This window comes from Paenibacillus doosanensis, from assembly GCF_025060755.1.
GTDB classification, from domain to species: domain Bacteria; phylum Bacillota; class Bacilli; order Paenibacillales; family NBRC-103111; genus Paenibacillus_S; species Paenibacillus_S doosanensis.
On sequence record NZ_JANYUY010000003.1, the window covers coordinates 209,206 to 230,188 of the forward strand.

The following is a 20,983-nucleotide window of genomic DNA, read 5'->3' on the forward strand; positions in this document are numbered from 1 at the left end:
GAATGCCATGGTTCGCAGTATGACCGGATTCGGACAAGCGAGCCGTTCTTTTGAAGGGTATGCCGTACAGATCGATATCAAGTCGGTCAATCACCGTTACTGCGAAGTTCAAGTGCGCATGCCCCGGGAATGGCTGAAATATGAAGATCTGCTGAAGCGCATGGTGCAGCAGGAGATCAAACGAGGCCGAGTTGACGTTTTTGTTACCGTAGAGCGTCAAGCCGATGCTGTAGGAACGATGGAGCTGAATTGGCCTTTGGCGGAATCATACCGGCTTGCCGCCGAGCAGCTTAGGGAGAGGCTCGGAGCCGAAGGCGCTATGACTGTGCAAGATTATTTGCAAATTCCCGAGCTGATTACGTTTCGTAAGGCCGCGCAGGCTGAAGAAGAAGTGATCGAACGGGAGTGGACGGCCTGCATCACGGATGCCGTTTCGCAGCTCCTGCTGATGCGCGAATCGGAAGGCAGCCATTTGGGCGAAGACACGAGACAGCGTGTGAAGACGCTGGAAGCGCTGCTGGAGCAGGCGAAGCGCCTGTCGCCTCAGGCGGTGCAGGACTATGCGGAGAAGCTTCGCTCGCGGATTCAAGAGCTGCTGCAGCAGCCTGTTATGGATGAAGTGCGGTTAGCCACGGAAGTGGCGGTATTTGCGGATCGTGCCAACGTGGAAGAGGAAATTACAAGACTGCAAAGCCATTTTCAGCAGTGCAGGCAGCTGCTGAGCTCGCCGGAGCCAGTCGGCAGAAAGCTCGACTTCCTGGTTCAGGAGATGAACCGCGAGGTGAATACGATAGGCTCCAAGGCTAACCATGCCGGCCTCACCGCCCTGGTGGTAGAGATGAAGGCCGAGCTGGAGAAAATGAGAGAGCAGATTCAAAATATCGAGTAATGCTTACGATGTAAGTTTTCCCTTTCGGGAAAACTCAGCTTATGCTTACGAAGTAAGCTTTCCCGTAGGGAAAGCCGAGCACATGCTTACGATGTAAGTTTTCCCTTTCAGGAAAACTCTTAGGAGGAAACAAGATGGCAATCAAATTAATCAATATAGGATTCGGTAACATTGTATCCGCGAACCGAATCATTTCCATCGTGAGTCCGGAGTCCGCGCCGATCAAAAGAATCATTCAAGAAGCGCGCGACCGTCACATGCTGATCGATGCGACCTACGGCCGCCGTACGCGCGCAGTGATTATTACGGATAGCGATCATGTCATCTTGTCTGCGGTGCAGCCCGAAACGGTGGCCCATCGACTTTCCAATAAGGACGATGATCATGACGAGTAAGGAAAAAGGGATTTTAGTCGTACTATCGGGACCTTCAGGCGTAGGGAAGGGTACCGTATGCAAGGCGCTTCGTCAATGCGCTCCCGAATTGATCTATTCCGTGTCCGCGACGACCCGCGAACCGCGGCAGGGCGAAGTGGACGGAGTGAATTATTTTTTCAAATCGAGGGAACAATTCCAGAAGCTGATTCAGGAAGACCAAATGCTGGAATGGGCCGAGTATGTCGGCAACTTCTACGGAACGCCCAGAAAATTCGTGGAAGATACGCTCAATTCGGGTAAAGACATCATTTTGGAAATCGAAGTGCAGGGCGCTTTGAAAGTAAAACAAAAATTTCCTCAAGGTGTGTTTATATTTCTGCTTCCCCCTTCGATGGATGAGCTGGAAAGCCGCATCGTCGGAAGAGGGACCGAGTCCGAAGAGTCGATCCGCAGCCGCATGTCCGTTGCGATGGGTGAAATCCGGCTGCTGGAGCATTATGACTATGCCATTGTGAACGATCGCGTCGAGCTGGCCTGTTCGCGGATTCAATCGATCATTGTGGCGGAGCATTGCCGAAAAGAACGAGTGGTTAGCAAAATAAAACAGTGGATGGCTGAGGTGAATTAAACATGTTATATCCTTCAATCGATAAACTTTTGGATAAAGTAGACAGTAAATATTCGCTTGTGGTGGCTGCGGCTAAGCGGGCAAGAATGCTGCGCGACGGCGCTAAAACCGAGGTGCGCAATAAAAGATCGCATAAATTCGTAGGTCTTGCTTTGGAAGAGATTTATGAGGACCACATCTCTTATGAGAAGCTGCAAAATAAAGAATTGATCAAGTAACCTTCACAACAACCCTCGTGGTTGTTATTTTTTTCTCGAATATTGGGGGTGGATCGGGATGTTGAATGGAAAAACGATCGTGCTTGGAGTCAGTGGAGGGATCGCCGCTTACAAAGCGGCGGCGCTGTGCAGCAAATTGAAGCAGGCCGGAGCCGAGGTGCGGGTGATCATGACCGAATCGGCGACGAAATTTATCGCCCCGTTGACGTTTCAGACGCTTTCCCGGCACGATGTCATTGTCGACACGTTCGATGAGAAGGATGCCTCCGTCGTTTCCCATATCGACCTGGCGGACCGCGCCGATCTGGTGGTCGTCGCTCCGGCAACTGCCAATATGATCGCCAAGATGGCGCACGGACTGGCGGACGACATGCTCAGCACGATGCTGCTGGCCACAACGGCTCCGGTTCTCGTCGCTCCGGCGATGAACGTCCATATGTATACGCATCCGGCCGTTCAGGCCAATATGCAGACGCTGGCTGAACGCGGCGTTCTGTTTGTCGAGCCCGGTACCGGACAGCTCGCTTGCGGCTATGTGGGGAAAGGCAGGCTGGAGGAGCCGGAACGGATCGCGGAGGCTATCGAGCGCTTTTTCGGCGAGAAGGAGCTTCTGCAAGGCAAAAAAGTGCTGGTTACCGCAGGCGGAACGGTGGAGAGGATCGATCCTGTCCGCTATTTGACCAATGATTCCTCGGGGAAAATGGGCTTTGCGATAGCCGAGGCGGCTCGCCTTATGGGGGCCGATGTGACGCTGGTCGTCGGAAAAGCATCGGTTCAGATGCCGGAAGGGGTTCGCACGGTGCGCGTGGAATCCGCTCAAGATATGCTGGAGGCGGTGGTCGGCCGGCTGCCGGAGATGGATATCGTCATTAAAGCAGCAGCCGTCGCCGATTACCGGCCTGCCGAGCAGGCGGAGCAGAAGATTAAGAAAAAAGACGCCGAAATGACGCTGAAGCTCGTGAAAAACAGCGATATTTTGCAAACGATCGGAAGCTTGAAAACGAAGCAGTTTATCGTCGGTTTCGCCGCGGAAACCCAATCGATCGACGAGCATGCGATGGATAAGCTGAAACGGAAAAACTGCGACCTGCTCGTAGCTAACGATGTGACGCAGGAAGGCGCCGGATTCGGTCACGATACCAATGTGGTACGCATTTATGATCGTAGCGGTCTGGTGGAAGCGTTGCCTGTCATGAGCAAGCGCGAGGTAGCCCGTCATTTGCTGTTAACGGTGGCGGATAGAATCAGGAAGGGAGATTAGGGCGAACGGATGTACGCAAAAGTTATTGTGGATGTCCCTGCGAAACAAACGAACCGCGCTTTCGATTATTTCGTTCCCGAAGCGATGCGCAGCTGGGTGGCGATAGGCAGCCGGGTAGGCGTCCCGTTCGGCCCGCGCAAAGTGCAGGGGTTCGTCATCGATCTGCACACGCGTTCGGATCTGGACCCAAGCAAGGTGAAGCCGATTTCGGAGGTCATGGACTTGTATCCGCCGTTGACCCCCGACTTGGTGCAGCTGGCCGGCTGGATCAGCCGGACGTATTTATGCCATGAAATTACGGCGCTGCAGGCGATGATTCCCGGAGCGCTGAAAGCCAAGTATGAGCGGCATGTAAAGGCTGCGGACGATTCCTTGGGCGGGAACGGGGAGTCCGGGCAGTTTGCTATGCTGCTGCCCGACCAGCGGGAAATGATCCGCTATGTGCGCGACAAGGGCTCGGTGCAATTGGAGTCGCTGCTTGAGAAGTTCGGCTCCGATGCGGCGCTGATCAAACAGCTGATGGCCGAAGGCCTGCTGTATGAGGTTCAGATGATCAAAGACCGGATGGCGGCGAAAAAGGTGCTGACCGTATTTCCCGCGGATAACACTGAGCTGCTAAAGGAAGCGGAGTCGCAGCTGCCTGCGAGAGCGGCGAAGCAGAAGGAGGTTCTGCGCTATTTGGCGGACCACCCGGCGCCGATCAAGCTGACGGAGCTGCTGCACGAGCTCGGAATCAGCGCGGGGACGGTCAAAAGTCTGGCGGACAAAGGCTTGCTTACGATCAAGGAAGTCGAAGTATTCCGCGACCCTTACGCCAAACGATCGTTCGCCAAAACCCGTCCGCTTCCGCTTATGCCCGAACAACAGCAAGTGTACGGGCGCATTTCCCGGGCGGTCGCAGCCCGCGAGCATCGCGTCTTTTTATTGCATGGAGTAACGGGCAGCGGCAAGACGGAAGTGTACTTGCAATCGATCCAAACCTGTCTCGATCAGGGACGGGAAGCGATTGTCCTTGTTCCGGAAATATCGCTCACGCCGCAAATGGTCGAACGGTTTAAAGGCCGGTTCGGCGACCAGGTCGCCGTCCTGCACAGCCGGCTGTCGCATGGAGAGCGCTATGACGAGTGGCGCAAAATTATGCTGAGGCAGGTTAGCGTCGTAATCGGAGCCCGCTCCGCCATTTTTGCCCCATTTACGAAAATCGGCCTCATTATTATAGATGAAGAGCATGAATCCTCGTACAAGCAGGAGGAGAGCCCGAAGTATCACGCCCGGGACGTGGCGGTAGCCCGTGCGTCGCAGCATGACGCCGTTGTCGTGCTGGGCTCGGCTACGCCTTCGCTCGAAAGCATGCACGGCACGCTCGCGGTTTCTGCCGCGGCGCGCAGGGCTGCGACCGGCGGCATGCCGGGAGGCGCGCCTGCGATTACCGAGGCGGGTGCGGCGGCTGCCGCCGACACCGCATTGAACGAACGGGTGCCGTTCGAGCTGCTCACCATGCATAATCGCGTGGAAGGAAGGCCGCTGCCTCCGGTACATATTATCGATATGCGGGAGGAGCTGCGTACGGGCAATCGCTCGATGTTCAGCCGCGCCTTGTATAAAGCGATCGAAGAACGGTTACACAAGAAAGAACAGACTGTTTTGCTTCTGAACCGGAGAGGGTACTCGACCTTCGTGATGTGCCGCACTTGCGGTTATGTGGCGCAATGTCCTCATTGCGATATTTCCTTGACGTTTCATCAAAGCTCGCGGGCGATTCGCTGCCATTATTGCGGATACGCGGAACGGGAGCTTACGGTATGCCCGAGCTGCGGCAGCGAGCATATACGCCACTTCGGCACGGGAACGCAGCGGGTGGAAGAGGAGCTCGGCAAGCTGTTTCCGGGCATCCGGGTCATCCGGATGGATGTCGATACGACGACGGAGAAAGGCTCGCATGAGAAATGGCTCACGATGTTCCGCAACCGGCAGGCGGATGTGCTGCTCGGAACGCAGATGGTGGCCAAAGGGCTCGACTTTCCGCATGTGACGCTGGTCGGGGCGCTGGCCGCCGATACGGTGCTGAATTTGCCGGATTTCCGTGCCGCGGAGCGCACGTTTCAACTGCTTACTCAGGTGGCCGGCCGGGCCGGCCGGCACGAGCTTCCGGGAGAAGTCTTCGTGCAAACCTATGCGCCGGAGCATTACAGCATCATCAGCGCAAGCAGGCATGATTACCGCAGCTTCATCGACAAGGAAATGACCTTGCGCAAGCTGCATGAATACCCGCCGTTTCACCGGCTCATTCTCATTACGCTCAGCCATGAGCAAATTCCGCTGCTTATGCGAACGGCGGAATCGATGGCGGTTCGGCTCAAAGAGCTTTCCAAGGAAAGCGGCCTGTCGCAGGTTGAAATTTTGGGCCCGGTGGCGTCGCCCATCGCCCGAATCAAAGATAGATATCGGTTTCAATGCATGATAAAATATCGGGGAGAAGCTTCCATCTCCGGCCTCGTTAAGCGGGCGGTCGCTTCGTTTGAGGACGTGGAGAGGCAGCATAAAATGACAATCAGCGTCGATGTGGACCCGCAGGTGCTTATGTAGCCCGGCTCGTCCTTGACGTGTTGAAATAGATTGACGAAACATGGAATCCCCTCTCATAAGAAAGGTGTGTTTATAATGGCAATTAAGATGATTGTGAAAGATCCCGATCCGGTATTGCGCGAAGTAGCCAAGCCGGTTACCAAAATCACTTCTAACATTCATAAGCTGCTGAACGATATGGCCGATACGATGTACGACGCCGAGGGAGTGGGCTTGGCGGCTCCGCAGATCGGCATTTTGAAGCGGGTGATCGTGATGGACGTCGGAGACGATCACGGCTTGATCGAGCTGATCAATCCCGAAGTGATCGAGACGGAAGGGGAACAGTTCGGACCGGAAGGCTGCCTCAGCATTCCCGGCAAGACGGGTGACGTCCGCCGCGCGAACCGCGTGAAGGTCAAAGGGCTTGACCGGGACGGCAACGAGATCGTTATTGAAGGAACGGAGCTGCTGGCCCGCTGCATTTTACACGAGGTCGATCATCTGAACGGAGTTTTGTATACGGATTTGGCGGAGAAGATGTACCGCAGCGAGCCGCAAGGCGGTGAAGCATGAGAATCGTATTTATGGGCACGCCGGACTTCGCCGTGCCTTCTTTACAAGCGCTGCTTGAATATGACGGGGCCCAAGTGGTCGGCGTAGTGACCCAACCGGATCGTCCGGTTGGGCGCAAGCGCATCTTGACGCCGACTCCGGTCAAGGTGGAAGCGCAGAAGCACGGTATTCCGGTGCTGCAGCCGGAGCGGCTGCGCAGGCCCGAGGCGGTGGAACTCGTCAAAGAGCTGAAGCCGGATTTGATCGTGACAGCCGCCTACGGACAAATACTGCCCAAATCGGTGCTGGATATTCCTCCGTACGGCTGCATTAATATTCACGCGTCGCTGCTGCCCAAATACCGCGGCGGAGCGCCGATTCATCACGCGGTGATGAACGGGGACGAGGTAGCCGGCGTCACGATCATGTATATGGCCGAGGGGCTCGATACCGGCGATATGCTTACCCGGGTCGAAGTGGCCATCGAAGATACCGATACGACGGGTACGATGTTCGACAAGCTGAGCGTGGCGGGAGCCGAGCTGCTCAAGCGGACGCTGCCGGAGCTGGCGTCCGGGCGTATTCAAGCCGAACCGCAAAACGAAGCCGAAGCGGTATATTCCCCTAATATTACCCGGGAGCAAGAGCAGATCGATTGGAACAAGTCTGCTGTCGCCATATGGAATCAAGTCAGAGGGCTGAATCCGCGCCCGGGAGCTTACACGTTATGGAACGGAGACGTGCTCAAAGTTTGGAGCTGCCTTAAACCGGAAGCGGGAGCAGAGAATGCCGCCGCGGCTCCGGGAACCGTGCTCTCGGCGGACGAACGCGGCATTGTCGTCGCTGCCGGAGCCGGCGCTGTTACGATCACGGAGCTCCAGCCTGCCGGGAAAAAGGCGATGGATGCCGCTCAATTCGTTCGCGGAGGCCAATTGAAGGCGGGAACGGTGCTCGGTTAAGCGGGCTTACTTACAGGAGGCTTAGTCATAGTGAATACGAACTACCGGAAGACGGGCAAGAGCCCGATCGCTGCCGGACGAACCGGCGGAAGTCAGGCTGCCCGGACGGGATCGGCAAGGGAAGCGGCTCTCGATGTGCTGGTGCGCACGGAGCAGGACCGTTCATACAGCAATCTGCTGCTTCACCAAACGCTGCAAAAGTACAGATTGGACAAGGCGGATGCGGCGCTTGCTACCGAAATTGTATACGGCACGATCCAAAGAATGAATACGATAGACTATTTTTTGGAGAAATTCGTAGCCAAAGGGATGGCCAAGCTGCAGCCGTGGGTGCGCAGCTTGCTCAGATTGAGCTTTTACCAGATGATGTACCTGGACCGTGTTCCGGACCATGCAGTGGTCAACGAAGCGGTCAATTTGGCCAAAAAGAAAGGCCATCAAGGCATCTCCGGCATGGTGAACGGCGTGCTGCGCAATGTCATCAGGCAAAAGGACGGGCTCGTGATCCCGGACGGTTTGCCGGAAGCGGAGCGAATCGCGCTTCGGCACTCCCATCCTGAATGGATGGTGCGGCGCTGGCTGCGGCAGCTGGGAGCGGAGCGGACGGAGCGGGTTTGCGAGGCGAACAACCGGCCGCCCCGGGTCAGCATCCGCGCCAATATCATGAAGATCGGACGGGACGAGCTCGTCAAGCTGCTGCTTGAAGCCGGCTTGCAGGCGGAGCCGTCGGAGCTGGCTCCGGCCGGAGTCGTCGTCAGAGGCGGCGGCAACATGGCGCTCACTCCGTGGTTCGAGCAAGGGCTCTTCTCGATTCAGGACGAGAGCTCGATGCTCGTTGCCGAGGCCGTCGATCCGAAGCCCGGAGAGAAGGTGCTCGACTGCTGCGCGGCGCCTGGAGGCAAGACGATGCATATGGCCGAGAAAATGGGCGATCGGGGCGAAATATGGGCTTGCGATATCCATGAGCATAAGGCGAAGCTGATTCGCGAGCAGGCGGAGCGACTGGGCCTTGCTTCGGTGCGTACCTTGACCGCAGATGCCCGCAAGCTGCCGGAGCTGCTTCCCGAAGCCGGCTTCGACCGGATTTTGCTGGACGCTCCTTGCTCAGGGCTCGGGGTCATACGCCGCAAGCCGGATATGAAATGGTCCAAACGGGAAAGCGAGCTCGGCGATATTTGCGTCATCCAGCGGGAGCTGCTGTCGCAGGTGCACCGGCTGCTGCGTCCAGGCGGCATTTTGGTCTATAGTACCTGCACGATAGAGCATGACGAGAATCAAGGAATGGTTGACCGCTTTTTACAGGATCATCCCGAGTTTGAGCCGGCTGCGGAGCCGATGCAGATTTATCCGTACGAGCACGAATCGGACGGATTTTTCATAGCCAAGCTGCGCAAACGAGCGTAATCGTGAGAATTATGTTAAAATCATTACGTATGATTAATAGATAAACAGGTTGTGATAACGATGGAATCCACAAATAAAAAAACACAGTCAGCCAGTCTGAAGCCTTACGTGTATGATCTCACGCTCGAAGGCTGGCAGGAATGGGCCCAATCGAACGGCGAAGCGGCGTTTCGCGGCGGCCAAATTTTCGATTGGCTGTATGTGAAAAGAGTTTCAAGCTTCGACGAGATGACGAATTTGTCCAAATCGCTGCGCGACAAGCTGAAGGAGCAGTTCGACTTCGTAACGCTGACCGAGGTGGCGAAATACGAATCGAAGGACGGCACGGTTAAATTTTTATTCGAGCTGTCCGACAAAAATGCGATCGAAACCGTCATCATGAAGCATAATTACGGCAACAGCGTCTGTGTCACGACGCAGGTCGGCTGCCGGATCGGCTGTACGTTCTGCGCTTCCACGCTGACCGGACTGAAGCGGAACCTCGCCCCGGGGGAAATTATCGCCCAAATCGTCAAAGCCCAGCAGCTGCTTGACGCCAAGAACGAGCGGGTGAGCAGCATCGTCATCATGGGCATCGGCGAGCCGTTCGAAAACTACGATGCGATGATGACGTTCCTCAAAGTCATGATTCATCCGAAGGGCTTGAACATCGGCCAGCGCCATATTACGGTATCGACCAGCGGCATCGTACCGAATATATACCGGTTTGCCGACGAGAGCACGCAAATCAATCTGGCGATTTCGATCCATGCGCCCAACGACAAGCTGCGCTCCAAGCTGATGCCGGTGAACCGCCGGTTTCCTTTTGACGAGTTGATAGAGGCCTGTCGTTATTATGTCGCCAAAACGGGACGGCGCATTACGTTCGAATACGCGTTGATGGGCGGGGTTAACGACCAGCCGGAGCATGCGGAGGAGCTTGCGCAAGTGCTCAAGCAGTTTCCGATGGCGCATGTCAACTTGATCCCCGTCAACTTTGTATCCGAGCGCGATTATGTGCGCACGCCTCGGGACGACATCTTTACCTTCCAGCGTATTTTGGAGCGCAGCAAGGTTAACGCAACAATACGCAGGGAGCAGGGAAGCGATATCGCGGCAGCCTGCGGCCAGCTGCGTGCTAAGCATATGGAGTCGAGTGCGAGGTGAGTAAAACCATGGTGAGAACGGCCAACCAAACGAATGTCGGACGCGTCCGAATGGTCAACGAAGACAGGGCGTTTGTTCAGGATGATTTGAACGGATTTGTATTGGCCATTGTGGCCGACGGCATGGGGGGACATCAGGCCGGCGACGTAGCCAGCCAAATGGCGGTCGATATCATTCAGGGCGAGCTGCAGTCTCTGCCTGCCGGAGCGTCGGTAGAAGAACGCAGACGGCGCGTGAAGAGCGCCATCGAGCTGGCTAACGAGAAAATTTTCGATTTTGCCTCCCAGCGCGAAAATTATTTCGGAATGGGAACGACGGTCGTCACGGTGCTCGCCGACGAGCATGCGCTGGTCATCGGCCATATCGGCGACAGCAGAGCGTACAAAATCAACGACGGCGCGATCGTACAATTGACGGAGGACCACTCTCTGGTCAACGAACTGGTCAAAAACGGGCAAATTACCCGCGAGGAAGCGACGCATCATCCGCGGCGCAATGTGCTGACCAGAGCGCTCGGCACGGAGGCGACGATCGAGGTCGATATACAGGATTTGAACTGGAATCAAGGAGATCTGGTGCTTATTTGCAGCGACGGTCTCAGTTCTTTGATAAGCAGCGAGCAGCTTCTGACGCTGGTCAATGGCAGCGGAGAGCTTGAGCATGCGGCTTCGCAGCTTGTGAACGAAGCTTTGGAGGCGGGGGGCGATGACAACATTACCGTGGTGTTGGTCAGCAATACGGCGAATCCTTTGACGGGAGATGCAGATCATGTTAACGGTGAAGCGGGGTGATGATGAATGATAGGTAAGCAGCTGGGAGGCCGTTATGAAATTCTCGAACGTGTCGGCGGCGGCGGTATGGCCATTGTGTATAAAGGACTCGATATTTTACTCCATCGACACGTTGCCGTCAAAGTTCTGCGCCAGCAGTATGTGCACGACGAGGAATTCATCCAGCGCTTTCGCAGGGAAGCGCAGGCGGCCGCCTCATTATCCCATTCCAATGTCGTCAGTATTTACGATGTAGGGCAAGAGGAAGATATTCATTATATCGTCATGGAGTACATCGAAGGCACGACATTGAACGAGCTGATTAAGGAAAAAGCGCCTTTGCAGGTCGAGGAAGCCGTACACATCGCCAGCCAAATTTGCGACGCGCTCGACCATGCGCATCATAATCAAATCATTCATCGCGATATTAAGCCTCATAACATTCTGATCGGCAAAAACGGCAGAATCAAGGTTACCGATTTCGGCATCGCCCGCGCCGTCACCTCTTCCACGATAACGCAAACCGGCTCCGTCGTCGGTTCCGTCCATTATTTCTCGCCCGAACATGCCAAAGGGACGTCTACGGGAGAACAGTCCGACCTGTATTCGCTCGGTATCGTCATGTATCAGATGCTGACCGGCCGACTCCCTTTTTTGGGAGAAAGCCCGATCAGTGTGGCGCTGAAGCATTTGCAGGAGGAAGTCGAGGAACCGCGCAAGGTGAACCCGCTCATTCCGCAAAGCGTGGAAAATATTATTTTGAAGGCGATGCGCAAAAATCCGGCCGAGCGGTATCGCTCGGCCAAACAGATGCTGGACGATCTGGACAGCTGCCTGCTGCCTCACCGGCGAAACGAAGCGAAATTGAACTTTATGGATGAAGACGAGCTGGACGAGGAGAAGACGCGAATTATACCGGCCATCAGACCGGGGCAATATATGACGGGCAAGGACGAGGATGACGAAGAGGAGTCTTCCCCTCCCGCAGAGACGCAAACGAAGAAAAAGAAAAACAAATGGGTCAAACCAACGGTCTGGATCATCATCCTGCTTATCCTGCTCGGCGCCATGTGGTATGCCGTCGGCATCGTGAAAGCGAGATTTACGGTCCAAGAAGTGGACGTGCCTACTGTGGTCAACTTGCCGCTGACTGAAGCCCAGGCCAAATTGAGCGCCGTTCATTTGGAAGCGGATATCGTGACGGAAAGCTCCAAGGATGTGGCCAAGGATGTCGTCATCCGGCAAAGTCCGCAGAACATCAAGGTCAAGCTTCCGAATAAGGTGCAGCTAGTCGTCAGCAAAGGCATCGAGAAGCAAAAGATGCCTTCCGTGGTCAACCAGAACCTCGCCGACGCGAAGACGGCGATTCTGAATCTCGGCGTGAATGCGGATCAGATTTCAACCGAGGATAAGTTCGTCGACGCCGAGCCGGGCACAGTGATCCAGCAGACGCCTGGCGCCGATGAAGAAATAGATCCTTCCAGCGTTGCGGTCAAGCTTATTGTAAGCAAAGGGCGGGAAAGTATCAGTATGCCGGATTTGGTCGGTTTAACCGAGGCGGAGGCCAAAGCGCGCATTGCGGTCAGCAATCTGAAGCTAGCGGCGGACGGCATCAGCTATGAGACCAGCTATAAGCAGCCGCAAGGCAAAGTTATAACGCAATTCCCTTATAAATATAAAGACGAGGTGCCGCCGGGCACCGAGATCAAGCTGATCATCAGCTCCGGTTATCCTCCGGAGGCCGGTCAGATGACGATCGCCATCCCTGTGAAGCCGGCCAAGGAAGGCAAGGCGTCGACCATTAAAATCATTTTGAGCGATGCGGCATACGACAACTACGATTACAAAACGCTCACGAATGTGACGAAGGCGACGACGGCGGATGTCAATCTGGTCGTATCGCCGGATAAAAATGCGACCATCACCATCAAACAGGATAATGTCGTTTCCGATATGATCACCGTCACTTACCAGGATTTCCTGGCGCAGAAAAGCGGAAAGCCGTTCAATCCGGTGTTGTCCGGTCAGGGAGGCAGCCAGGCGACTCCAACGCCTACGCCTTCTCCGACCCCTACGCCGTCTCCAACGCCGGGAGGAGCGGCGAACCCGCCGGCTAAAGGCGCGAGCGGCGGTACCGGGGCCGAGGCAGGAAGCACGGCATCCGGAACCGCCGCAGGCGGGGGAGGCACGACGAACGGCACGGCAGCTTCGGCAAACACACCGACAAGCAATTCCACCAATACAGGAGGCCATTAATGCCAGCGGGTTTAATCGTAAAAGCGCTCAGCGGATACTACTATGTGCTTTCGGAAGAAGACAACGTCACGACATCCATTCAGTGCAGAGCCCGCGGAATCTTCAAGAAACGCGGCATCTCTCCGCTGGTGGGAGACAGGGTTATTTATGAGCTGACGGAGAACGGGGAAGGAACGGTGGATGAGATTCTTCCCCGCTCCTCCGAGCTTGTCCGGCCGCCGGTAGCCAATGTGGAACTGGCTGTGCTTGTATTCGCCGTGCAGGAGCCGGCGCTCAATTTATCGCTGCTCGATAAATTTCTCGTACATACGGAAAGCTCCGGACTCGAAACGATCATCTGCCTGACCAAGCAAGATTTGATCAGCGAGGATGAAGATGCGGGACCGCCGGCCAAAGGGGAAATGATGTCGGACAGCCTGAAGGAGCTCGTGAAGCTGTACGAGTCTATCGGTTACCAGGTTGTCGTGACCAGCGCCAAATGCGGGATCGGTATCGATCCTGTGCTGGAGCGGTTAGCCGGCCGGATCAGCGTATTCGCCGGACAATCCGGCGTCGGCAAGTCGTCCCTGCTCAACGCAATGGTTCCCGGCTTGCAGCTGGAAACCAATCAAATCAGCATGAAGCTGGGCAGAGGCAAGCACACGACGCGCCATGTGGAACTGATCCGGTTAACCAACGGCGGTCTTGTAGCCGATACGCCCGGCTTCAGCACGCTGGATTTTCTGCAGATCGAAGAGGCGGAGCAGCTCAGTTCCTGCTTCAAGGAATTTGAGTCGTATGCGGCGGAATGCAAGTTCCGCGGCTGCCTGCATCTTCACGAGCCCGGCTGCAAAGTAGCGGAGGCTAAGGATCAAGGGTTGATAGCGGCTTCGCGCTATGAGAATTATTTGCAATTTTTGGGGGAAATCAAAGATAGAAAGAGGAGGTACTGAGATGCTGATTGCTCCATCGATATTATCAGCCGATTTTTCCAAGCTGGGCGAGGAAATTGCCGATGTGGAGAAAGGCGGGGCGGATTGGATCCATGTTGACGTTATGGACGGGCATTTCGTGCCCAACATCACGATCGGACCGCTCGTTGTGGAGGCTATCCGCCCGCGGACATCACTGCCGCTCGATGTGCATTTGATGATTGAAAATCCGGATGCCTATATTCCGGCGTTCGCCAAGGCGGGCGCGGACTTGATCTCCGTTCATGTGGAGGCGTGCCGGCATTTGCACCGCACGCTCCATTTGATCAAAGAGCACAATGTCAAAGCGGGGGTCGTGCTGAATCCGGCGACTCCGCTCTCTTCTCTCGAGCATGTCATGGACGAGACGCTGGACCTGGTGCTTATTATGACGGTCAATCCCGGCTTCGGCGGACAGCAGTTCATTTCCGGCATGCTGCCGAAAATCGCCAAGCTGCGTTCCATGCTGAACGAGCGGGGACTTGCCAAGGTCGATATCGAAGTCGACGGCGGGATCAACGCGGAAACGGCCCGTCAGGTTACTGAGGCGGGGGCGAACGTACTGGTCGCCGGCAGCGCGGTATTTAACCGCAGCGATCGTGCCGAAGCGATTCGTCAGATCCGGAACGGGGTGTGAGAACCGGTTGAAATTTCTTATCGTCGTGGGATATAGTATCGTTTGCGCTTTATTGCTCGCCTTATTTTCCCATATCGAGGACTTGTTCAAATATATTTTCTCGTTAGGCGCGCTGTTCACCGGCATTCAATTTTTCAAGCGGCACGAGGGCCGCGGCATGCGAATTGCGTTTGTCGTCACGACAATCGTGCTGTATTTCTTATTTGCCGTAATCTATGCGTTTTACTTGGCTATGAAGACGGTTCAACTGCCTGCGGCTTCGTAAATTTGGTCGTTTGCTCCCGGGGAGCGGACGGCCGCCTGTCATAATCCGGCTTGCGGCCGCATAACATGGTTACAAAAGTTTAGGCTTTTGTAGCCTTTTTTTGTTGCCCGGAAGACACCTGGGATAGGCACGTTTTGCAAATAGCCGAATATAATAAAGTATACGGGTTTGGGCTTCATCAGAGTCCGGCGGCTTACGCGGAGCCAAGCAAGGGCGGTTGCAACCGCCGCATGCACTTTGCGCAGAAGCGTTTCTTTAGCAAATCTGGAGGAGGGGTAGGGAATGAAATTTTACACAATCAAGCTACCGAAATTTTTGGGCGGATTTGTAAAGGCCGTACTTAATACATTCAGTAAAAACTGATCGTATAAGAGAGGAACACATACTTAAGAACGGCCGCAGGAGAGCCCCTCGCATTCATGCCGATTTGAAAAAGCGTCGCAGTTCTGCCGCTAGGGCTTTCTTTCGTACAACTAAAAAAAAGCACCTGCCAGCAGGTGCTTTTTGTCTATCTGAGGTAATGATTACACACGAGTCACTTTTCCGGATTTCAAAGCTTTCGTGCTTACATAAACGCGTTTTGGTTTACCGTCCACCAGAATACGAACTTTCTGAACGTTAACACCCCAAGTGCGCTTCGATTTGTTATTAGCGTGGGACACATGGTTACCTGTTCCTGGTCCTTTGCCAGTAATGAAACATTTGCGGGACATTGCAATACACCTCCTTAACAGCCTCGATGACAACTTGTCTTCTAAAGCGATATCTCCGTAAGTCAAACCTGTTAAAAAACACACTCAAATATCATATCACAATGGTATAAAAGACGTCAACGCCACAATGATGTTTTTATGGGTGTTTCACCAAATTTTATTTATTTCTTGCGTTTGATATAGTAAAATGAAAAATAGTCCATCCTAAAATCTATACACAAGGAGCTGTAACTATGGCTATCGAACTGGATGCGGAATATGGCACGATTTATATTACCGATGAAGTTGTTGCCGTGCTGGCGGGATCGGCTGCTTTGGATTGTTATGGACTTGTTGGGATGGCGTCGCGCAATCAGCTTAAAGACGGCATTGCGGAGCTGCTTCGCCGGGATAATCTGAGCCGGGGCGTCGAGGTTCGCCGAAATCCGGAGGGAACGCTGGCCATCGATCTGTATATCGTCGTAAGCTACGGCACCAAGATATCGGTAGTGGCCCACAATGTACAGACGAAAGTGAAATACGTATTAAACGAAGTTGTGGGGCTTCAAGTGGAGTCGGTGAACATTTATGTTCAAGGCGTTCGGGTCGCTCAGTAAGGTCAAGAGAATGGGCGGCGGCAGCGCAAGTCGTACCTTGTCTTGGCAGGAAGGGGAATGGTTTTTTTGAGTAAGCGCTTAAACCTAATTAACGGAAATGACTTTATCCGCATGATGGAAAAGGGAGCACAGCAGCTGAGAGACAATGTGGACAAAGTCAATGCGCTCAACGTGTTTCCTGTTCCCGATGGAGATACAGGAACCAATATGAACCTGACTTTGACTTCCGGAGTAGAGGAGCTGAGCAAGCGCCCTTCCGCTCATATCGGCAAAGCGGCCGATGCCTTGGCGAAAGGCCTGCTTATGGGCGCGCGCGGCAATTCGGGCGTCATTCTGTCGCAATTGTTCCGCGGTTTCGCCAAATCGGTATCGGATGCGGAAGCCGTCGATGCCGAGAAGCTGGCTGCAGCTCTGCAGAGCGGTGTCGATATGGCCTATAAAGCCGTGGTCAAACCGGTGGAAGGCACGATCCTTACCGTTTCTAGGGAGGCTGCCAAGCACGCGGTTCAGCAGGCCAAACGGACGCATGATCTAGTGGAACTGATGAAAGAGACATGGCAAAAAGGACAAGAAGCTCTTTCCCGAACGCCGGAGATGCTGCCTGTGCTCAAGCAGGTCGGCGTCGTAGATGCGGGAGGCCAAGGCTTGCTGTATATATACGAAGGCTTCGTACAAGCTCTTCAGCTGCTTTCTGCGGGAGCGGAAGCGGGCGATGGCGCCGCGGGGCCGTATGCGGGTTCTTCGGACGGGATCGCAGCGCCCGATGAGCCGGCCCATCGCGAGGCGGCCCGGCCGCAGGCTAAACTGGCCACGGAGGATATCGAGTTCGGATATTGCACGGAATTTATGGTAAGGCTGAATCCGGTAAAAACGGCTGCAAGCGAGTTCGACGAGGGCTTGTTCCGCAAGGAACTGTCCGCTTTCGGCGATTCTCTGCTCGTTGTGGCCGACGACGATCTCGTCAAGGTGCATATCCATGCCGAATATCCGGGCAGCGTGATGAATCTGGCTATGAAATACGGCGATTTAAGCCGGATCAAGATCGAGAATATGCGCGATCAGCATACGCATTTACTGCATGAAGGAAACGGGTCGTCCGGCGAATCACTATCCGACGGGGGAACGTCTGCCGCATCGTCCGCAGAGGAAGCGGGACGCAAGCTCAAGCCCTACGGCTTCGTCGCAGTTGCTGCCGGTCAGGGAATAGCCGGCATCTTCGCCAGTCTCGGCGTTGACAGGGTGCTGCAAGGCGGCCAGACGATGAATCCGAGCACGGAAGATATCGTGACGGCGATTCGGGAAGTCCATGCGCATACGGTGTTCGTGTTCCCGAACAATTCGAATATTATTTTGGCGGCTCAGCAGGCGGTCGAACTTGTGGAAGATAAACAAGTAATCGTGGTTCCTGCGAAAACGATCCCTCAAGGCATCGCCGCCGTCATCGCATATAACGAGCATGCGGCGCCGGACGAAAACGCGGATGCGATGAAGCAAGCTATCCAGCAGGTGCAGTCTGGACTCGTCACTTGCGCGGTCCGCGATACCCGGATCGATGAGATCGATATTAAACAGGGAGATTACATCGGCATTTATAATCATCGGATTGTCGTGTCGCATCCCGATTTGCTCGCATCATGCCACGGTCTTATAGATCATATGCTGGCCGGCGGGGCGGAGCTCGTCACCTTCTATACCGGCGAGGAAGCGGATGAACAGCAAACCGAATTGCTGGCGGATTACGTGGAACAAACGTACGGCGATGTCGAAGTAGAGGTTCATAACGGCGGACAGCCGCTATATTATTATATGATTTCTGCGGAGTAGCTTCATAGGCTGGGCTTCAGACTGAATGTATGGGTGAGGTGAACGGATTGAGTCAGGTACGGGTTGTCACGGACAGCACGGCCGATATTCCCCCCGAGGTGCGGGAAGCATTGAATATCGAATTGATACCGTTAAAGGTTCACTTTGGAGTCGAAACGTACAAAGACTCCGTCGACATGGGGCCGGAAGCTTTCTTTGAAAAGCTGGCCGCATCTTCGTCGCTGCCCACGACTTCCCAGCCTTCGCCGGTTGAATTCGTGGAAGCGTATAAACGGGCAGGCGCCTCAGGCGCTTCCGTCATCTCGATTCACCTGTCGTCGCGGATGAGCGGGACTTATCAATCGGCCTTATTGGCCAAGTCGATGCTGGAGGAGGACGGCTGCGACTTGTCGGTCGTCGACTCGCGTACGGCCTCATACGGTATCGGCATGCTGGTGGTTTGCGCGGCCGAAGCGGCGCGCGAGGGCAGGAGCAAAGAAGAAATATTGGAAATGATCGATACGATCCGCCGGCAAACCAAAATTTATTTTTTGGTCGACACGCTGGAATATTTGCAAAAAGGCGGGCGGATCGGCAAGGCGGCTGCGCTGCTGGGCTCTCTTCTGAATATTAAACCGATCTTGTCCATATCCGAGGAAGGGGAAGTGTTCCCGGTAGATAAAGTGAGGGGGCAGAAGAAGGCGATGGGCCGTATCGTGGATTTGTTGAAGGCCGATTACGGCGACAAGCCCTTGCACGTCACGGTAGCGCACGCCAATAACAGGCTTTACGCCGAGGAGCTGAGCGCATTGTTGAAGCAACACTTTGTCATAGAGAGTTTGGGTTATGCCACCATAGGTCCCACTATCGGGACGCACGCCGGTCCCGGAGCCGTCGCTGCATTTGTGAGACCGGCTTAAGATGACGCTCGATTTATACCGGATTCCGGTCAAGGACGTCCACGGGGTCAAGGGCAAGAAACCCGAAGAGCTGCTTGCTCTTGGAATCTCCACTGTCGGAGAACTGCTGGACTATTATCCTTTTCGTTATGAAGATTATACGCTGCGCGATTTGACCGAAGTGAAGGACGGCGACAAAATTACCGTTCAGGGAACTATTGTCGGAGCGCCGCAGCTCCAGATGTACGGCCGCGTGAAATCGCGGCTCACCTGCAAAATGATGGTGGACAAGCTGTTTGTGACGGCCGTCTGGTTTAATCGGCATTATTTGAAGGATCAGTTGAAGACGGGCGAAGATATCGTTCTTACCGGAAAATGGGATCAAAAAAGGCTGCATCTCACCGTATCGGAGTCCGAATTTCCGGGAAAAGGGACATCGCAGATCGGGACGCTGCAGCCTGTTTATTCTGTGGCGGGGGCAATCACGCAGAAGTGGATGCGCCAGACGATGAAGCAGGCGCTGACGCAGTACGGGGGAATGATTGCCGAGGTGCTGCCCCAGGAGCTGCTCGACAAGTACGGACTGATGGCGCGTAAGCAGGCGGTTGCGCTGCTGCATATGCCAGGCACGATGGAGGAAGGCCTCCGCGCCCGTAAGCGGATGGTGTATGAGGAGCTGTTTTTATTTCAGCTGAAAATGCAGGCTTACCGGGCATTAAATCACGACAGGGCCGACGGGATCGCCCACCCGCTTGACCTGCCGGGGGTAAGAGCTTTTGTGCGGGCGCTGCCGTTTACGTTAACGGGATCGCAAAAACAGGTGCTTGCCGAAATTTTGCATGATCTTCAGCAGCCGTACTGCATGAATCGGCTTCTTCAAGGCGATGTGGGAGCGGGCAAGACGGTCGTTGCCGCAGCGGCGCTGTTTGCCGTCGTCAAAGCGGGCTATCAGGGCGCGCTGATGGTTCCGACGGAAATCCTTGCCGAACAGCACAAACGGTCGCTGGAACGCCTTTTCGAGCCGTACGGCATTCAAGTGGCGCTGCTGACCGGAAGCTTGACCGCCCGCCAGCGCAGAGAGGTGCTGGGCGCGCTGCAGATGGGGCTTGTCGATGTGGCGGTCGGAACACATGCGCTCATTCAGGAGGATGTGTTCTTCCGCAGCCTAGGTCTCGTCGTTACGGATGAGCAGCACCGTTTCGGAGTCAATCAGCGAAGCATTCTCCGGCGCAAGGGGATGAACCCGGACGTGCTTACGATGACCGCAACCCCAATTCCGCGGACGCTGGCGATTACCGCTTTCGGCGACATGGACGTATCGACGCTGCGCGAGCTGCCGAAGGGCCGCAAGCCGATCAAGACGTATGCGGTCACTCACGATATGCTGGAGCGCGTGATCGGGTTCATTCGCCGCGAAGTCGAGGCGGGCAGACAAGCCTATGTCATTTGCCCGCTCATCGAGGAATCCGAGAAGCTGGACGTTCAAAATGCGATTGATGTGCATGCCCAAATTCAATTCGCATTTCCCCAGTTCCACGTCGGGTTGCTGCACGGGCGGATGGCTGCGGCCGAGAAGGATGAGATCATGCGCGAATTCAGCGAAAATCGGGTTCAAGTGCTCGTGTCGACCACCGTTATTGAAGTTGGGGTGGATGTGCCGAATTCGACGCTGATGGTCGTGTACGATGCCCACCGGTTCGGTCTGTCACAGCTGCATCAGCTGAGGGGGCGCGTCGGGCGGGGAGAGCATCAATCCTACTGCGTGCTTATCGCCGATCCGAAGAACGAGGTCGGCAAGCAGCGGATGAAAGCGATGACCGACACGAACGACGGCTTCGAGATCGCCCGCCGCGACTTGGAGCTGCGCGGCCCCGGAGATTTTTTCGGAACGAAGCAGAGCGGGCTTCCCGATTTTCGGATCGCCGACATGGTCACCGATTTCGAGGTGATGGAGCAGGCCCGCGACGATGCCGCCGGGATGGTGAAGCAGCCTGAGTTTTGGACGGGCGCCGGATTCGGAATGCTTCGCGAGTTTTTGCGCCGTGAGAATATTTTTGACAGCGAATTATTGGATTAACACCTAATCTTGCCT

At 55.1% G+C, this 20,983-nt stretch carries 21 protein-coding genes; 20 read left to right on the top strand and 1 reads right to left on the bottom strand.

Annotated elements, in window-relative coordinates; translation table 11 throughout:
* The first annotated feature begins 7 nt into the window (after positions 1-7).
* The 16 genes from N0M98_RS04770 (at position 8) to spoVM (ending at position 15,243) form a co-directional block, all read left to right on the top strand.
* Positions 8-889 (top strand): YicC/YloC family endoribonuclease, encoded by an 882-nt coding sequence (locus tag N0M98_RS04770; protein WP_249862720.1) that lies wholly within the window; start codon positions 8-10, stop codon positions 887-889.
* Positions 890-1,023: 134 nt separating this feature from the next.
* Positions 1,024-1,284, top strand: coding sequence for an extracellular matrix/biofilm regulator RemA (gene remA, locus N0M98_RS04775; protein ID WP_009672664.1), 261 nt, complete (start codon positions 1,024-1,026; stop codon positions 1,282-1,284).
* On the top strand, positions 1,274-1,894 hold the full coding sequence (gmk, locus tag N0M98_RS04780) for a guanylate kinase (RefSeq protein WP_259617083.1): 621 nt from the start codon (positions 1,274-1,276) through the stop codon (positions 1,892-1,894). Before remA ends, gmk begins: the two co-directional genes overlap by 11 nt.
* Before the next feature lie 2 nt (positions 1,895-1,896).
* Positions 1,897-2,112, top strand: coding sequence for a DNA-directed RNA polymerase subunit omega (gene rpoZ / locus N0M98_RS04785; RefSeq protein ID WP_249862722.1), 216 nt, complete (start codon positions 1,897-1,899; stop codon positions 2,110-2,112).
* A 58-nt stretch (positions 2,113-2,170) separates the two neighbouring features.
* On the top strand, positions 2,171-3,373 hold the full coding sequence (gene coaBC / locus N0M98_RS04790; protein WP_259617084.1) for a bifunctional phosphopantothenoylcysteine decarboxylase/phosphopantothenate--cysteine ligase CoaBC: 1,203 nt from the start codon (positions 2,171-2,173) through the stop codon (positions 3,371-3,373).
* A 9-nt stretch (positions 3,374-3,382) separates the two neighbouring features.
* Entirely contained in the window at positions 3,383-5,959 is a 2,577-nt protein-coding gene (gene priA / locus N0M98_RS04795; protein ID WP_259617085.1) for a primosomal protein N', read from the top strand.
* Positions 5,960-6,034: 75 nt separating this feature from the next.
* Complete coding sequence (gene def, locus N0M98_RS04800) at positions 6,035-6,514, top strand: peptide deformylase (RefSeq protein ID WP_249862725.1); 480 nt, start codon at positions 6,035-6,037, stop codon at positions 6,512-6,514.
* Entirely contained in the window at positions 6,511-7,452 is a 942-nt protein-coding gene (fmt, locus tag N0M98_RS04805) for a methionyl-tRNA formyltransferase (RefSeq protein ID WP_259617086.1), read from the top strand. Before def ends, fmt begins: the two co-directional genes overlap by 4 nt.
* A gap of 30 nt (positions 7,453-7,482) precedes the next feature.
* On the top strand, positions 7,483-8,856 hold the full coding sequence (gene rsmB, locus N0M98_RS04810; protein ID WP_375295441.1) for a 16S rRNA (cytosine(967)-C(5))-methyltransferase RsmB: 1,374 nt from the start codon (positions 7,483-7,485) through the stop codon (positions 8,854-8,856).
* A gap of 60 nt (positions 8,857-8,916) precedes the next feature.
* The gene (gene rlmN, locus N0M98_RS04815; RefSeq protein WP_249862728.1) at positions 8,917-10,002 is read left to right on the top strand and encodes a dual-specificity RNA methyltransferase RlmN; all 1,086 of its coding nucleotides are present in this window, start codon (positions 8,917-8,919) and stop codon (positions 10,000-10,002) included.
* A gap of 8 nt (positions 10,003-10,010) precedes the next feature.
* Positions 10,011-10,793, top strand: coding sequence for a Stp1/IreP family PP2C-type Ser/Thr phosphatase (locus N0M98_RS04820; protein ID WP_259617116.1), 783 nt, complete (start codon positions 10,011-10,013; stop codon positions 10,791-10,793).
* A 6-nt stretch (positions 10,794-10,799) separates the two neighbouring features.
* Entirely contained in the window at positions 10,800-13,028 is a 2,229-nt protein-coding gene (pknB, locus tag N0M98_RS04825; RefSeq protein WP_259617087.1) for a Stk1 family PASTA domain-containing Ser/Thr kinase, read from the top strand.
* A complete protein-coding gene (rsgA, locus tag N0M98_RS04830) occupies positions 13,028-13,960 on the top strand; it encodes a ribosome small subunit-dependent GTPase A (protein WP_259617088.1) in 933 nt (310 codons plus the stop codon). Before pknB ends, rsgA begins: the two co-directional genes overlap by 1 nt.
* A 1-nt stretch (position 13,961) precedes the next feature.
* Complete coding sequence (gene rpe, locus N0M98_RS04835) at positions 13,962-14,615, top strand: ribulose-phosphate 3-epimerase (protein ID WP_259617089.1); 654 nt, start codon at positions 13,962-13,964, stop codon at positions 14,613-14,615.
* 7 nt (positions 14,616-14,622) lie between these two features.
* Complete coding sequence (locus N0M98_RS04840) at positions 14,623-14,880, top strand: hypothetical protein (protein WP_249862731.1); 258 nt, start codon at positions 14,623-14,625, stop codon at positions 14,878-14,880.
* Positions 14,881-15,162: 282 nt separating this feature from the next.
* A complete protein-coding gene (spoVM, locus tag N0M98_RS04845; protein WP_014652194.1) occupies positions 15,163-15,243 on the top strand; it encodes a stage V sporulation protein SpoVM in 81 nt (26 codons plus the stop codon).
* Between the two features lie 161 nt (positions 15,244-15,404).
* Here spoVM and rpmB read toward each other — a convergent pair whose 3' ends face one another.
* The gene (gene rpmB / locus N0M98_RS04850; protein WP_028550362.1) at positions 15,405-15,593 is read right to left on the bottom strand and encodes a 50S ribosomal protein L28; all 189 of its coding nucleotides are present in this window, start codon (positions 15,591-15,593) and stop codon (positions 15,405-15,407) included.
* A 233-nt stretch (positions 15,594-15,826) separates the two neighbouring features.
* Between rpmB and N0M98_RS04855 the strand changes: the two genes are divergently transcribed.
* The 4 genes from N0M98_RS04855 (at position 15,827) to recG (ending at position 20,968) form a co-directional block, all read left to right on the top strand.
* A complete protein-coding gene (locus N0M98_RS04855; RefSeq protein WP_249862732.1) occupies positions 15,827-16,189 on the top strand; it encodes an Asp23/Gls24 family envelope stress response protein in 363 nt (120 codons plus the stop codon).
* 66 nt (positions 16,190-16,255) lie between these two features.
* Positions 16,256-18,013, top strand: coding sequence for a fatty acid kinase ATP-binding subunit FakA (gene fakA, locus N0M98_RS04860; RefSeq protein ID WP_510823043.1), 1,758 nt, complete (start codon positions 16,256-16,258; stop codon positions 18,011-18,013).
* A gap of 47 nt (positions 18,014-18,060) precedes the next feature.
* Complete coding sequence (gene fakB / locus N0M98_RS04865; protein ID WP_259617091.1) at positions 18,061-18,912, top strand: fatty acid kinase binding subunit FakB; 852 nt, start codon at positions 18,061-18,063, stop codon at positions 18,910-18,912.
* 1 nt (position 18,913) lies between these two features.
* The gene (gene recG, locus N0M98_RS04870) at positions 18,914-20,968 is read left to right on the top strand and encodes an ATP-dependent DNA helicase RecG (protein WP_259617092.1); all 2,055 of its coding nucleotides are present in this window, start codon (positions 18,914-18,916) and stop codon (positions 20,966-20,968) included.
* Positions 20,969-20,983 lie beyond the last annotated feature (15 nt).

Coding starts and splice junctions, on each gene's coding strand:
- N0M98_RS04770 (WP_249862720.1), top strand. CDS start 8: ATGGTTCGCAGTATGACCGGATTCGGACAAGCGAGCCGTTCTTTTGAA.
- remA (WP_009672664.1), top strand. CDS start 1,024: ATGGCAATCAAATTAATCAATATAGGATTCGGTAACATTGTATCCGCG.
- gmk (WP_259617083.1), top strand. CDS start 1,274: ATGACGAGTAAGGAAAAAGGGATTTTAGTCGTACTATCGGGACCTTCA.
- rpoZ (WP_249862722.1), top strand. CDS start 1,897: ATGTTATATCCTTCAATCGATAAACTTTTGGATAAAGTAGACAGTAAA.
- coaBC (WP_259617084.1), top strand. CDS start 2,171: ATGTTGAATGGAAAAACGATCGTGCTTGGAGTCAGTGGAGGGATCGCC.
- priA (WP_259617085.1), top strand. CDS start 3,383: ATGTACGCAAAAGTTATTGTGGATGTCCCTGCGAAACAAACGAACCGC.
- def (WP_249862725.1), top strand. CDS start 6,035: ATGGCAATTAAGATGATTGTGAAAGATCCCGATCCGGTATTGCGCGAA.
- fmt (WP_259617086.1), top strand. CDS start 6,511: ATGAGAATCGTATTTATGGGCACGCCGGACTTCGCCGTGCCTTCTTTA.
- rlmN (WP_249862728.1), top strand. CDS start 8,917: ATGGAATCCACAAATAAAAAAACACAGTCAGCCAGTCTGAAGCCTTAC.
- N0M98_RS04820 (WP_259617116.1), top strand. CDS start 10,011: ATGGTGAGAACGGCCAACCAAACGAATGTCGGACGCGTCCGAATGGTC.
- pknB (WP_259617087.1), top strand. CDS start 10,800: ATGATAGGTAAGCAGCTGGGAGGCCGTTATGAAATTCTCGAACGTGTC.
- rsgA (WP_259617088.1), top strand. CDS start 13,028: ATGCCAGCGGGTTTAATCGTAAAAGCGCTCAGCGGATACTACTATGTG.
- rpe (WP_259617089.1), top strand. CDS start 13,962: ATGCTGATTGCTCCATCGATATTATCAGCCGATTTTTCCAAGCTGGGC.
- spoVM (WP_014652194.1), top strand. CDS start 15,163: ATGAAATTTTACACAATCAAGCTACCGAAATTTTTGGGCGGATTTGTA.
- rpmB (WP_028550362.1), bottom strand. CDS start 15,593: ATGTCCCGCAAATGTTTCATTACTGGCAAAGGACCAGGAACAGGTAAC.
- N0M98_RS04855 (WP_249862732.1), top strand. CDS start 15,827: ATGGCTATCGAACTGGATGCGGAATATGGCACGATTTATATTACCGAT.
- recG (WP_259617092.1), top strand. CDS start 18,914: ATGACGCTCGATTTATACCGGATTCCGGTCAAGGACGTCCACGGGGTC.